This window comes from Tautonia rosea, from assembly GCF_012958305.1.
In the GTDB taxonomy this organism is placed as follows: domain Bacteria; phylum Planctomycetota; class Planctomycetia; order Isosphaerales; family Isosphaeraceae; genus Tautonia; species Tautonia rosea.
In genome coordinates this window covers 60,133-73,907 of the sequence record NZ_JABBYO010000021.1, presented here as the reverse complement: position 1 = coordinate 73,907, position 13,775 = coordinate 60,133, and the positions used below count along the sequence as shown (strand labels likewise).

The window sequence follows — 13,775 nt, the reverse complement described above, 5'->3', positions numbered from 1 at the left end:
GAGTCATCATACCGAGGAATGGCGGCGGGTCAACACCCTCTCAAAAAATCGTTCGAGGAGAAAAGAAGGGGATGCGGGTCTGGCTGGTCGATAAAAGGGTTTGGACGAGGTTTCAATTGAGAGAACCCTTGCCGGGTTTGCGATCGGAACCGAAGCGGGGAAGACGAGGCATTTTCCTTTCGAATTCGGTCATGTCGTCCGCCTGGCCGGAGTCAGGCTGCTAGTACGAATCGTGAGGCTCCAGGGAGGGGTCCGAACGTGCCCGTCGCCATGCCAACGCAGACCGACTGGCTGAGGAGCGTCCTGTTTGATCGCGGCTATCTGGGTCGGATCAAAGGGGAGGGGATCAAGGTCTACCTCGTGATGGTCGCCGCCTGTGGGGGTCGGCCGGACCGGAGCGTGACGATGAGCCTCAGTCAGTTGATGGACCGCACGGCGCTGTCGTGCCCAACGGTCATCGACAGCCTGGCCAGGCTTGAAAAGCTGGGCCTGGTGGTGCCGACAACACGGCAGCGGGGCAAGGTCAAAACCTATTACGTGGCGGACCCGCCGGAGCAGGAGCAGGACCCGGACGCGATGTCCCTCTGAGTCCCGCTTCGAGCGATTGGGCCACGGCGAGTTGCCAGGCAACCCGATTGCCAATGCCCCGAGCCCACCCAAAAAGCGACCGCAAATACGGCCATGGACTGGTACTTCTTCCGCGTCGAGCATGACCTGCTCCGCTCCGAAGCGTTTCGATCGCTCGGCGGTTCGGCGATCAAAGTCTATCTCGTCATTGGCCTGTATGCGGACTTCGGCACCGGCTGGGCGTACCCGAGCATCCGAACGATCGCCAAACAAGGCGGAATGAGCCGCCAGACCGTGCTCGACGCCATTGCGGAGCTAACCCGGGCGGGCCTGCTGGCCACAAGCAAGTCACCTGGCAAGGCAACCGCCTACAAGATCCTTCGCAATGCTCCGGAACGACCGAGCAAGGCTGGGAACAAGGCGTCCCAGAATTCGCGTCGAGCTGTCCCAGAATCTTTTGAGGGACCACCAAGGGGCGTCCCATTTTCTTTAGAACTCGACCCTTTTGGCGTTCCAGAATCTTCAGAGCCCCAGGCCCGGGAATTCGGCCGCGGCGGCCGAGCCGATAGGCCCAAACAAGATCCAGCAACGAGAGAAGAAGAAGACAACACAAGCATCCCGATTCCTGGAACGCCCTTCCGGATCACGGCTGATGGGAAGTTGCTTGTTGCTGTGGATCTTCAGGAGTTGTTGACGGAACAGGGACTGCCGAAGAAACTCGCGAAGAAGCTCGCCTCGCAAAAAGAGCCGCAGGATGTGGCCAAGGTCCTGCTCAATGCCCTCTTCCTGCAAAGCCAGGGAAAGCTGCAAAACGGCCCGGGATACATTCGGGCAGGGATCGAGGACGGCTACGAACTCTTGCCGCAAGTCGCGACCAAACTGGAAGTTCGGCGCAGACAACTGGAAGAGCATCTCCGATCGGTCGCTGTTCGGAGGGATCGCGAACGCCGCGACGAACAGCGTGAATCGGAGGAAGAGGCCATTAGCCTCTTGATTGAACGCCTGCACCCGGAGGAGCTGCAACGTCTCGTTGATCACGCCGTGGATGAGCTTCCCGAGCCGATCGTCCGACGCAACCCGACCCTCTCGAACCCCTTTGTCCGGGGAAAGGTTTACGAGCTGGCCGGTGGCGAACCGCTGAACTGACTCGGAAATCCTGGCTGCATCTCGTTTTCAGTCAATGGCTTGCGCATGACGAGCAAGTCGCGGACCTGGCCAAGCATTCGACCGTCACGGCGGGCTCGCTGAACGTGCTGAGGAAGGTACGCCCCATCCATCGGGCAGCTGATGCGGCGGACCGGCAGGAAGCCGGCAGCGGTCAACGCCGCATAGCCGAGAAAGGCGTGGTCGATGTAGCCGACACCGGCGGGCAGGTCCTTCTCGGTCTGGTTGGCCAGGAGCAGGGCGATATGGCCTCCGGACCGGAGAACGGCCTTCGCGTGCCCGGCGAGTGTGTTTAAAAACGCAATCCAGCCGGTCAGGGGCTCGGGTTCGACGCCGAAGGCGGCGTACGGCTCGGCGAGCATGGTATGGTAGGGTGGATCGCAGAACACGAGATCGCATTCGCTCGCTTCAAGCGGAAAGCCATGCCTTACGTCGAGCTGTCGGATTTCTGGGCGTACAGGATCGAGATCATACGCAAGGCAGCGGCGGCCCATGGCCTCGCAGACGTCGAGCGTCGTCCCGCCGCCGGCCATCGGGTCGACGACCAGGGCCCCCGGCTCGGTGAAGTAGTGGAGCGTATGGGAGACGATCCCGGCCGGAATCGATCCAGGATGGGGGATGCCGTAGGACGGATCGCGCCGGAACGCCCAGACGTCGTACGGCGTCGGCCGAAACCCGGTCGTCAGGCGGGTCCGGCGGCGGAGGTCTTTGTAAGCCGCGTGAACCGACTTGGTCCCGGTGTCGAGCTGGGTCAGGGCGCTCCGGGCTCGGGAGTCTCCCGAGGAGGCAGCCTTCCAGACCGCTCGGGCCTGCCGATACAGGTCCTTGCCCCCCAGGCCGATGGCCCTCGCGATGGTCTCGTCGGTGCGACCGCCCCGACCGTCGGAATTCCGACACTCGGCGCCGCTTCCCTTGAGGTTGGCCGATTGTCGCCGGCGGGCCTCGGGGGCGACCAGGGCTTCGAGCGCGTCAGCCTCGCGCATCAGTTGACTGAACGTCTTGCGCCGCTGGCGGTTGTAGTCGAGGATGGCCCGGCGGCGGCTCGACCCTCGGGGGACCGCTCGGACCTCGCAGGGGACCGATTCCAGGCCCAGCCGCCGGGCGCAGGCGAGCCGCCGGTGGCCCGAGAGCAGCTCGAACCCGTCGGCCTCGGGGGCGGCGACGAGGGGCACGAGTATCCCCCCCTGGCGGATGCTATCGAGCAGGCCGTCGCCGTCGATCTCGCGGTCGGGGTCGCCGTAAAGGCTGATGCTGAATCGGCTTGGGCGGATCGCCTCGATCGGCAGGTGATGCACGCCGGCGGGAGCGTCGAGGGTGATCATGGCGGGACGTCCGTGTCCTTGGGGGGCCAGTTCAAGCCGCTGCCGGACCTTAGCAGGGATCGGCAATCGCGTCCAGATCGCTCGCAAGGGGTGCCGAGTGGGCAATCGCGGGAGATTTCGGTAGCCTGGAGCGGCATTGACCCTCCTTGCCCACCCGAACGTGACCGAAGAACCCCCGCCAAAAACCATGCCCACGATCCTCGACGAGATCGTTGCCACCAAGCGCCGGGAGGTGGCCGAAGCGAAGCGGCGCATGCCGCTCGACGAGCTGGAAATCCAGGCGAGCGAGGCCCCTCCCGTGCGGGACTTCCGCGAGGCCCTCGAAGGCCCGGGGCCGATCCGCCTGATCGCCGAGGTGAAAAAAGCCAGCCCCTCGGCCGGGGTCATCCGGGCCGACTTCGACCCGATCGCCATCGCCCGGACCTACCAGGCCCACGGAGCCGACTGCCTAAGCGTCCTGACCGATGTCCGGTATTTCCAGGGGCATCTGTCCTATCTGGCCCGCGTCCGGGCCTCGGTGGCGATCCCGATTTTGCGCAAGGACTTCCTGATCGACGAGTACCAGGTGGTCGAGGCCCGCATGGCCGGGGCCGACGCGGTCTTGCTCATTGCCGAGATCCTCGACGACGCGCAACTGGCCGCCCTACTCTCCCGGACCCGATCCCTCGGCATGACCGCCCTGGTCGAGATCCACGAGGAGGCGAACCTCGACCGCGTCCTGGCCGCCGGGGCCGACCTGGTCGGCATCAACAACCGCGACCTCTCCCGGTTCGAGACCGACCTGGAGCACACCTTCCGGCTCCGCCCGAGGGTCCCCGAGGGAGTCCTCCTCGTCTCCGAGAGCGGCATCCGGGGGCGATCCGACGTCGAGCGCCTGGAAGCGGCCGGGGTCGATGCGATTCTCGTCGGCGAGTCCCTGATGCGATCCCCCGACATCGGCCGCGCCGTCGACGAACTGCTCGGCCTGCCCTCGACCGTCCCACCGGGGGCTTGAGGGTTCGGGGCGTCGAGTCGAGCGGCTCCTTTTTTATGCGTGATTTCCCTGGGATGACTCCGTTGGAATGGTGTACTGTGCTTCAAGGGTCCGGCGAGTGATCGCAATTCGAATGTGACAGGACGCGGAGGATTCATGACCAGCTGCACCCCGGCGCATCGAATTTTCTCCTTACTCTTCACATGTGCGATCGTGGCTGTGAGCTGTTCGTGTGCCTGGGGCGCGGGGCAGGAGGAAATCGCCCGGTTCCGGCGCGAGTATCCCCCTGCCGCGAAGACGATCGAGCAGCGGTTCGATCAGGTTCGGGGTAAGGCCCGGGTCCGATTGGAACAAGCGTCCGGTGAAATCAGGCGGATCGAGGACGTGACGTTCGCGACCCTGGGTCCCCTCCGCAAGTTCGAGTCGATCCAACGCAACCCCGGAGAGGGCGTCATTCTCAAGACGCGAGTCGTGTGCATTGGGAAGGATTCGGGGTTTACCCTGAATCAGCTGGCCGGCCGGGAGGACTATGTCGTCGAATCAATCGACGAAGGGTCTGATCTCGGGCGGTCGTACACCACTCACTTTGGCAAATTGCTGGAGGCGCCCTATTCCGTGACCAGGACAACATTTGCCGATTTGCTGGAATATCCCGACTCGAACGTTCTCTCGGCCGAGCCGGTGGAACGGGAGGGACGGAGTCTGCTTGAGGTGGTGATTCAGCATGGCAAGCCGGAACAGCCACTCCAGACCCGGGTCCTGTTTGACCCGGCCGCGGGTTGGGTGGCGCGCCAGTATCAAGTCAGCATGATGGGTTATACTCAACCGAACATGCGAGTGGAAATCGAGTACAGGGGTCGAATCGGGGCAGCAACGCTGGAACTGCCAGTTCGAGGAACTCCGCGCCGAGCGAAGCGACCCGGAAGAATTCAGCCTGGCATTTTATGGACTGGAGCCGGTTGTCTTGCCAAGCACGCCTCGGGAGATCCACTGGACCTGGGTGTTTGTCGGCCTGGGAGTGGCCTCGATCGTGGCAGCGGTGCTGCTCCGGATGAAGTCGAATCGCTGACCGAAGCCGAGGGGCAGATCGATGCGAAGGCGTACAAGGCGGGGCTTCACCCTGATCGAACTCCTCGTCGTGATCGGCGTGCTCTCGCTTGTGATGGCGTTGCTGCTTCCCGCGGTCCAGGCGGCGCGAGGGTCAGCGCGGCGGATGCAATGCGCGGCCAACCTGAGACAGATCGGGTTGGCGATCCATGCCTACCACGACGTGAATCTGTGCCTGCCGCCAGGCAACCTGGGAAGTTATGACGCTCGATTCATGTCGGGCTCGACGTGCCCCTCCCCGTTCACGGACCAGGGGTTTCTGGTCAGGCTCCTGCCGTTCGGCGGGCAAACCGCGCTGTTCAACGCGGTGAACCAGGATCTTCGCATCGTCTCATCTGAGAATTCGACGGTCTTCGGCACGGTCGTTTCCCAATATGTCTGTCCCGACGATGCCGACGCGGGCGTCCCTTATCTCAGTTTTCCCCAGGCGCGGTTGGAAGACGAAACCATCGGTCTGGGGGCACCGGGAACCGTGGCTTCGGGAAGCTACGCCGGAGTCTATGGATCGACCCTCCTGCGCGGCGCGCCGTGGCCAGAGCTGGGCTGCCGCCCAGATCCCATCCGGTTGCGAGGAGTCAACGGATGCATCGTCGAGGGGTTGACGGTGCGAGTCAGTTCGATCACCGACGGCACGAGCCACACGATGATGGTGACCGAGAAGGCGTCGGCGGCGTTGCGGGTCATGGATCCGTGGGATCCGCTGTTTTCCAAACTGCGGGGCTGGTGGTTTCTCGGCGCTCATACGGATAGTCACATGACGGCATACTATCCGCCCAATTATTACCGGCGTGTGCGGCCGACGCGAGGGACGTGGGGCGCGATCTCGTATTCGGCGGCCTCGTTCCACCCCGGGGGGCTGAACGCCTTGATGGCGGATGGCTCGGTCCGGTTCTTGAGCGAGACCATCGACGCCAAAGAACCGCCTCCTTACGGAGGAGTGGTGCTCCCGAAGTTGGGCCTCTGGCAGAAGCTGGCCACGAGGAACGGGAATGAAGTGATGAGCCTGGATTAAGGGGTGAGTCGTTGAGTGCTTCCCCCGTAATTTCGCTCCGATCCGAGATCGGCTCCCTCGGCCGTCCCGCCGAGGGCTTGAGCACGCGGATCGAATCGGAGGGACGATCCGAGCGTCCACCCCTGTTGAACCCCAATAGAAATGTCCGGTTTGTGCTCGATAGAAATGTCCGCTGATCATCCGTTCTTGGGGGGCGGAGAGGGGGTTCTCCAGGGGTGGTCGGGGGCCGGGCGGTGGGGAGGGCTGGCCGAGGGTTCGCGGCGGCGGCGAGGGGGCGGGGTGGCAGCCGGTCGGGCCGTGATCTCCTGGAAACGAAGGTACCGGCCCTGGAAGCGGATCGCCAGCGTGCCGTCGCGGCGGGACTCGACGAGGACCACGCCGCCACGCAGGCCCGGTAACGCGGGCCTGGCCAGTTGCAGCAGACGGCCCTCGACGCGGACGACGTAATCATTGCTGACGACGCGGGGCTGCTGCGGGCAGAGGATCGCACGCAGGTCGTGCTCGCGGTGGAGCCAGGGGCGGTGGGCGTCGGACGGCTCGGCGGGGGCCACGGTGAAGTGGCGGTTGAAGTGCGGCAGGAGCGTGCGAGTCAGCAGGGCGTTGGCCTCGGCGATCGTCGTGATGCCGGCCCGCCGCATCTGCTTGACCCAGCGGTCCTGGGCGGTGCCGAAGAAGCGTTCGACGCGTCCCTTGGCCTGCGGGCTGTGGGCGAAGATCAGCGTGATGCCCAGTTCCTCGCAGGCGCGGCCGAACTGCGAGGGGGGCGTGTCCCGCCCCTCGGCCGGGGGGACGCGGAAGACGGTCTTCTTGTCGCTGTAGAGGGCCACGGGGCGGCCGTGAGCCCGCAGCCAACGCCCCAGCAGCTCGAAGTACGCGTCGGTCGTCTCGGCCGGGGCGAAGCGGGCCAGGACGCGGCCAGTGGCGTCGTCGATCATGGCCGACAATGCCATGGTCTCGCCGCGTCCCTCGGTCCAGTCGTGGATCGAGGCATCGAGCGGGATCAGCTCGCCGAAGCAGGCGCGTCGCGGGCGTCGGGAGCGGTGGGTGTCGCGTCGCGGGGTCGGTTGCCAGAGCCCCTCGGCCGTGAGCCATCGCCTGAGGGTCTCGGCAGAGACATGTAGGCCCTCTTCGGCCAGGGTTTCCGCGGCGAGCGTGGGGCCGAAGCCCTGGAGATGCTCCTTGTAGAACGAGAGGATGTTGCATTTTGTTGCTGTTTTCATTCTTCGATTCGAGGGACGATCCCGGAGCTTGTGGATCAGCCCGGCATCTCCCTCGTCTTTCAGGCGCGCGACGAGACGTCGGACCTGCCTGGTGCTCTTGCCGAGCAGTCGAGCGGCCTCGGCCTGGGAACGGTGGCCGTCGAGGACCGGCTTGAGGACGGTGAGGATATCGCGATCACGTTGACTCATGGCAATCCGATCGGGGTTCATGGCGACCTCCAGGCTTGGCCTGAAGAGCGCATCGACCGGACATTTCTATTGGGGCCAAACACCGGACATTTCTATTGGGGTCCGACATCCGAGCGTCCACCCCTCGCGAAGCCGATCCCTCCGGGTTACGCTGCACCGTGGTCGAGCGCTTCAATGCGTCTCGCGGTCGTGCCACAGCGATTCCCCTCGGACCAAGGGAACCTCTCATGTCGATTCGATCTTCGCTCTCGCGTCGCCGATTCCTCCAGCGGGCCGCCGCGGTGTCCGCCGCTCCCTGGATCGTGCCTCACTCCGTCTTCGGCCGTAACGGCTCGGCCCCCAGCGAGCGGATCCGCCTGGGCTTCATCGGCATGGGGAAGCAGAGCCAGTACCACCTCCGCTGGTTCCTCGATCAGGACGATGTGCAGGTGCTGGCCGTCTGCGATGTCGACACCACCCGCCGCGACGACGCCAGGGCGAAGGTCGATGCGAAGTACGAGAACTCCGACTGCGCCGCGTACAATGACGACCGCGAGCTGATCGCCCGAGACGACATCGACGCCGTCGTCATCTGCACCCCCGACCACTGGCACGCCATCACCATCCTTGAGGCCTGCAAGGCCGGCAAGGACATTTACTGCGAGAAACCACTCACCCTCACCATCCACGAGGCCAAGGCCTGCATCGACGCCGTCAAGGCCCACGACATTGTCTTCCAGACCGGCAGCCAGCAGCGCTCCAGCCCCGAGTTCCGCCAGGCCTGCGAGGTCGTCCGCAACGGCATGATCGGCGACATCAAGCGAGTGCTTGTGGATGTCGGCGGCCCGAGCCACTGGTGCGACCTCGGCGAGGAACCGCTCGAACCCGGCCTCGACTGGGACCGCTGGCTCGGCCCCGCCCCCGAACGGCCGTACAACGAGGTCCTCAGCCCCCGAGGCGTCCACGACCACTACCCCAACTGGCGATCCTTCCGCGAATACTCCGGCGGCGGCATGACCGACTGGGGCGCCCACCACTTCGACATCGCCCAGTGGGGCCTCGGCATGGACCACTCCGGCCCCTCCGAGGTCATCCTGCCCGACGACCCGAGCGCCGACCGCGGCGTCACCTTCCTCTACCCCGGCGGCATCGAGGTCATCCACGGCCCCGGCGGCGGCGTCACCTTCATCGGCACCGAGGGGGAGGTCTTCGTCAATCGCGGCCAGTGGCGCACCACCCCCGAGTCCCTGAAAGACGCCGACATCCCCGCCGACGGCGTCCACCTCTACGACTCTCCCGGCCACCAGCGCGACTGGCTCAACTGCATCCGAGAGCGTCGCCAGCCCATCTGCGACGTCGAGGTCGGCGCCCGCTCCGTCACCGTCTGCCACCTCGGCAACCTCGCCTACTGGCACCGCCGCCCCCTCCGCTGGGACCCCTCCTCCTGGTCCTTCCTCGACGACACCGACCCGGCCCTGCTCGACATCGACCGCCGCGCGCCCTACCTCCTGCCCACCCTCTGATCGGCCATCCGAGACGAGTCCCGTCGGGTGGTCTCAATCGCCGCGAAGCCCCATCTTTCGTCGGGGTGGCTGGGGTCGTCCGCGACCCCAGTCCCGTCAGCTCGGCGTCTCCCATCAGACGAAGAGCGCAGACGGTCTCAGTCATGCCGCCGGGTTGGTGTTAAGGCGAGGTGTCGGACGCTTCGGAGGCCCACCAGCGATGCTCCGGCTGTAACTCGACATCCGGTGGGCCATGAGATTTCCAGCGAACGACCTCGTCGACCGTCAGCTTGCGGAGACCACAGTTCCGGATGCAACACCCGCACGGCGAACCGTCGACGAGGGAGATGCCCCAGACGCCGGAGGGGTCATCATCACCGCCCACTTCGATGCAAAGGCAGGGGTGATAGCGACAGTCCTCGAACAGGTCACCGGCTTTGAGTTCCCCGGGCTTGCTCACACGCTGAGGCATCTCGTCGGAATCCGAGGCGTCAGAGCCGCCGAACGCATTGTCCCCAAACTCAGCGGACCAACCCGCCGAAAGCAACCTCGATGATACCAGAAGACGCGGCGTTAAGTGATAAGGGTGTCCTCGCCCGTCGTGGTGGCTGGGGCCGTCCGCGGCCCCAGTTCCGTCGGCTCGGCGTCTTCCACCAGACTGGGGTCGCGGACGACCCCAGCCACCCCAAGGCGGAAATATCAGAAGGTTAAAGCGCGTGAGATCTCAAATATCAGCAAACAATATCTTGCTGGCCGGCGAGTTTGCCGTTCTGTCGCGTCTGGCACTCTGGGGTTATGACGCCAACATGACGCTGGGACGGACGAAAAATGTCGATATTCTTGTTTCCGATCCGGAGACGAATCGTTTCTTTCAGATTGAGGTGAAGACCAATCTCGACAGGCGCAATCGGCCCGCGGTTTCGAAGCTTTTCGGTCGCTTTCTGAGCGACTGGATCATGAATGAGAAACATGAATCACTGTCACGCCCCGAGCTTTGGTACTGCTTCGTGACCATCAGTTTAGAGTCGAAACAGCTTCGCTACTTTGTCGTTCCGAGCGCGGTTGTTGCCGATTACGTGAGGACACAGCATCAGTTGTGGCTCGATGAGAAACCCGGTCGAAAGGATTCACAATTTCGCACGTTCAGAATGGGAATCCAGGGCGAACGCTACCGGCTTCCCACTCCACGTGATGCCGACTTCGAGGACAACTGGCAATTTTCGCCTGGGCTCCTCAACGAGACGCCGTAGCCGTCGGGGTGGCTGGAGTCGTCCGCGACCCCAGCCACCCCCGACGAAAGCAATTCGCCTTGCCCCAGCATATCCCGCCCAATTGCCCTGAGTCGACAGCAACTACAAGCCGTCTCAATTCCTTCCCCTTCCCCTCTCTGGGCAATCTCGGCAAACCTGGAAAGTTCTATTGAACCAGCCAATTGATTTTTTAAACCGCTCATGCCATGGTTGATCCGACACGACGGCAACGGCGCTCGATGACGAGGGGAACGGCCATGCGACGAGGGACGCATCGAAGGCGGGCTTCGGGGCGGGTCCGGCGGTTCGAGCTGCTCGAACTGGAGCCGAGAGTCTTGATGACGGCGATCCTGGTGCCGGGCCAGTCGGATGGCCCGCTGCATCAGCCTCCAGAGATCCGGAGCGTCGACGGCGTTCTCCGCGCCGAGGCGACGATCACCCGCGCGGGCCTGCCCGGCTCGGGTCGGCCGGTGCTCTGGGGGGGCGAGCCGATCTTCTCCAACCCGAACCTCACGCCCGAGATCCCGCCCCAGTCTCCCCGGCCGAACGCCAACTTCGCGGCCGGCTATCAGTTCACCACGGCCGACGGCGTCGTCTTGCCGCCGCAGTTCCCGGCCCCGACCCTGCGCATCGAGCCGGGCGACGTGCTCGACCTGACCTTGCACAACGCCCTCGGTGACGACCCGCCGGACCCCCCGCCGCCGGCCGTCACCTATATCACGAATCTGCATGCGCACGGATTCCTTGTCAGCCCGCTCGGCGACGGCGACAACGTCTACCGCCAGATGCTCCCCGGCGGCAGCTACCGGACCCGGATCGAGGTGCCGACCACTCAGCAGGCGGGGGTCAACTGGTACCACACCCACCAGCACGGCTCGACCGCCGACCAGGTCTACGGCGGCCTCGCCGGGTTCTTCCAGGTGGGCGACGCCCTCGACCCCTGGCCCGATCTGGTCGGCAACTACGATGAGCGCCTGCTCGGCCTGACCCTGGTCAACGTTGCCATCGACCCCCAGACCGGCGAGCGGATGCCCGCGAACCTCGGCTACACCAAGCGGCAACAGCCCCCCTACGGCCAGGACTGGCAGAAACTGATCAACGGCCAGTTCAACCCCGAGATCACCCTCCGCCCCGGCGAGACGGAAATCTGGACCTTCTCCTCGATCGGCCGCAACGGTTTCTACAACCTTGGAATCGTCGATGCCGACGGCGAGAACGGCTGGGCCGGCACCGTGATCTCGCACGACGGCAACAGCCACGACCTCGTCCCCCGCCCCTTGGCGCTCGATCTGCCGACCCCGTACCTCGTTGAAGGCCCCACCTTCGTCGCCCCGGGCGCCCGGCTCACGATGGCCGTGACCGCGCCCCAGGAGCCGGGCACCTACTACCTCGTCGACAACCTCGCCCCGAACATCAACCCGCTCGACACCTTCTTCGCCCTCGCCACCATCCGGGTCGAGGGCGACCCCGTCACCGAGCCCCCGCCTGTCTTCCCGCCGGTCGGCACCATTCCCGAGGTCTACCACCTCCCCCCCGACCATCAACGCACCTTCATCTTTGACATCGAAGGAAACGTCTTCACGATCAACGGCTCCGCCTTCCCCGAGGGCCCGATCGTCTCGATTCAGGCCGGGCAGGTCGAGGAGTGGACCCTCGTCAACGCCTCCGGCGTCGATCACCCCTTCCACATCCATCAGACCGACTTCGCCGTCATCTCGATCAACGGTGAGCCCGTCTCGCTCGACGGCTCGGGCACCTACCCCTATGTCTCCCAGCGAGACACCATCACCATCCCCGCCAACGGCGAGGTCGTCATCCGCTGGCGGGTCACACCCCACCTCGGCAAATATGTCTTCCACTGCCACATCCTCACGCACGAAGACGCCGGGATGATGATGTCCGTCCTCGCCGGCCCGAACGAAGACCAGCGCCGGATCGCCCTGGGTGCCGCTCGCGGCGGCGGCGGATCGGTCCTCGTGCAGGACGGCAACGGCGATCGCGTCGGCGTGGTCAACCCCCTGCCCCGAGGCTGGACCGGCGGCGTGGCCACCGCCGTCGGCGACCTTACCGGCGACCTCGTCCAGGACATCGTCACCGCCCCGAACGCCTTCGGCGGCGGCGGTTGGATCGTCGCCTACGACGGCGAGGACCTCCGCCCGATCCTCCGCTTTCGCCCCTTCCCCGAATCCCCTCGCGCCGGCTTGAACGTGGCGGTCGGCGACCTCGACCGCGACGGACGCGCCGAGATCGTCGCCGCCCGCATCGGCCCCGGCCCGAGCCTCGTCCGCATCTTCGACGCCGACGGCACCCTCCGCCGCGAACTCCTCGGCACCCTCCCCGGCTCGTTCCTCCGAGGGGTCACGATTGCCTCGGCCGATTTCAACGGCGACAATTATGACGACCTGGCCATCGGTGCCGGCCTCGGCCGCGCTCCGCTGGTCGTCGGCCTCGACGGCTACTCCCTCGGCGGCGATCCCCACACCGTCCCGGTGCGTCTCTTCGAGTTTACCGCCCCCGGCAACGCCCGCTCCGGCGTGCAGGTGGCCGGCGGCTACTACGACCCGAGGACCCGCCCCGGCCTGCTCGCGAACCTCATCACCACGCCGATCCTCGGCCCCGATGCCGGTCAGGTGACCGTCTGGAACGTCGCCCCCAGCCTCGGCTCGTACCACGGCATGAGCGCCTCCCACGCGTCCGGCCACGCACCAGGACCGCACCACGATACGATGCGTCCCCCTCCCGAGGCACTCGCCACCTTCCGCCCCCTCGGCCGACGCCCCGCGCCCGGCCTCCGGCTTCAGGTCAGCCGCCTTGGCGTAGCCGGGCTCGATGCTCTGGTCGCCTGGCTCCGACCCCACTTCCCCTCATATGTCAACATCGACGACCAGGGGACGATCCGCAACCTCCACCCACCCCGCCCTTGACCACCGGCTCGAACCGATGCGAGGCGACCCCATGCGATGCTCGAAGCCATTCAACGCCCCGAGCATCGCAAACCATCCCTTGAGCCCCCGGTCTCACCTCACTTCGTGGCGTTGGAGGAATCGAGGATCGACGCAAGGGCCTGCTCTCGGTTCATCGAGATCCCGTACCGCTCCTGCATCATGGTGCAATACGCGTCAAGGATTGAGAGATGCCGAGGAGATACGGTCAACGTCGTTGGTGGCGGAAGCGGTTCGGTCGAAGAGGACGGCAGTCCCATCCCATCCCGTTGCTCTGTTCGATCGGCGAGTTCCTGCTGCGGCAACGGGGGCGGGGCCGATGGTGATTCGGCCGTCTTCGTCTGCTGAGCCCGCGAAGCCGTCGTGATCGCCTCGTAAACCTCGCGCCGGTAAACACTGGCACCCAAGGGGGCATCGATCCCCAGGCGCACCTTGTCGTCCTTGATGTCGACGATCGAGACAACAAACCGCTCGTTAAGGACGATGGCCTCGTTCTTCCTTCGAGTCAACACCAACATGGGCATCCCTCCCGTTCCTGGCGATCCGTG

Annotated in this window: 11 protein-coding genes; 7 read left to right on the top strand and 4 right to left on the bottom strand. The window is 65.2% G+C overall.

Annotation, left to right across the window (positions count from 1 at the left end; translation table 11 throughout):
* Nucleotides 1–258 precede the first annotated feature (258 nt).
* Both HG800_RS24875 and HG800_RS27745 read left to right on the top strand, forming a co-directional pair.
* Complete coding sequence (locus HG800_RS24875) at nucleotides 259–588, top strand: winged helix-turn-helix domain-containing protein (RefSeq protein ID WP_315852103.1); 330 nt, start codon at nucleotides 259–261, stop codon at nucleotides 586–588.
* A 93-nt stretch (nucleotides 589–681) separates the two neighbouring features.
* On the top strand, nucleotides 682–1,713 hold the full coding sequence (locus tag HG800_RS27745) for a helix-turn-helix domain-containing protein (RefSeq protein WP_235963949.1): 1,032 nt from the start codon (nucleotides 682–684) through the stop codon (nucleotides 1,711–1,713).
* Here HG800_RS27745 and HG800_RS24865 read toward each other — a convergent pair.
* Nucleotides 1,680–3,053 (bottom strand): ParB/RepB/Spo0J family partition protein, encoded by a 1,374-nt coding sequence (locus HG800_RS24865; RefSeq protein WP_235963948.1) that lies wholly within the window; start codon nucleotides 3,051–3,053, stop codon nucleotides 1,680–1,682. The two genes, HG800_RS27745 and HG800_RS24865, sit on opposite strands and share 34 nt — an antisense overlap.
* A 187-nt stretch (nucleotides 3,054–3,240) precedes the next feature.
* Between HG800_RS24865 and trpC the strand changes: the two genes are divergently transcribed.
* Nucleotides 3,241–4,047, top strand: a complete 807-nt coding sequence (gene trpC, locus HG800_RS24860) for an indole-3-glycerol phosphate synthase TrpC (RefSeq protein WP_169980705.1) — start codon at nucleotides 3,241–3,243, stop codon at nucleotides 4,045–4,047.
* A 1,069-nt stretch (nucleotides 4,048–5,116) separates the two neighbouring features.
* Entirely contained in the window at nucleotides 5,117–6,145 is a 1,029-nt protein-coding gene (locus HG800_RS24855) for a DUF1559 family PulG-like putative transporter (protein WP_169980704.1), read from the top strand.
* Nucleotides 6,146–6,321: 176 nt separating this feature from the next.
* On the opposite strand, the gene HG800_RS24850 is transcribed toward HG800_RS24855, so the two are convergent.
* Complete coding sequence (locus tag HG800_RS24850; protein WP_169980693.1) at nucleotides 6,322–7,575, bottom strand: ISNCY family transposase; 1,254 nt, start codon at nucleotides 7,573–7,575, stop codon at nucleotides 6,322–6,324.
* A 206-nt stretch (nucleotides 7,576–7,781) separates the two neighbouring features.
* Between HG800_RS24850 and HG800_RS24845 the strand changes: the two genes are divergently transcribed.
* Entirely contained in the window at nucleotides 7,782–9,056 is a 1,275-nt protein-coding gene (locus HG800_RS24845) for a Gfo/Idh/MocA family protein (RefSeq protein WP_169980691.1), read from the top strand.
* A gap of 160 nt (nucleotides 9,057–9,216) precedes the next feature.
* Here HG800_RS24845 and HG800_RS24840 read toward each other — a convergent pair whose 3' ends face one another.
* Nucleotides 9,217–9,507: a hypothetical protein gene (locus HG800_RS24840; protein ID WP_169980689.1), complete on the bottom strand. Its 291-nt coding sequence runs from the start codon at nucleotides 9,505–9,507 to the stop codon at nucleotides 9,217–9,219.
* Between the two features lie 274 nt (nucleotides 9,508–9,781).
* Between HG800_RS24840 and HG800_RS24835 the strand changes: the two genes are divergently transcribed.
* Together HG800_RS24835 and HG800_RS24830 are read left to right on the top strand one after the other, a co-directional pair.
* Nucleotides 9,782–10,285: a hypothetical protein gene (locus HG800_RS24835; protein WP_169980687.1), complete on the top strand. Its 504-nt coding sequence runs from the start codon at nucleotides 9,782–9,784 to the stop codon at nucleotides 10,283–10,285.
* Between the two features lie 257 nt (nucleotides 10,286–10,542).
* The gene (locus tag HG800_RS24830; protein WP_169980686.1) at nucleotides 10,543–13,209 is read left to right on the top strand and encodes a multicopper oxidase domain-containing protein; all 2,667 of its coding nucleotides are present in this window, start codon (nucleotides 10,543–10,545) and stop codon (nucleotides 13,207–13,209) included.
* A 98-nt stretch (nucleotides 13,210–13,307) separates the two neighbouring features.
* On the opposite strand, the gene HG800_RS24825 is transcribed toward HG800_RS24830, so the two are convergent.
* Nucleotides 13,308–13,751: a carbon storage regulator gene (locus tag HG800_RS24825; protein WP_235963946.1), complete on the bottom strand. Its 444-nt coding sequence runs from the start codon at nucleotides 13,749–13,751 to the stop codon at nucleotides 13,308–13,310.
* Between the last annotated feature and the right edge of the window lie 24 nt (nucleotides 13,752–13,775).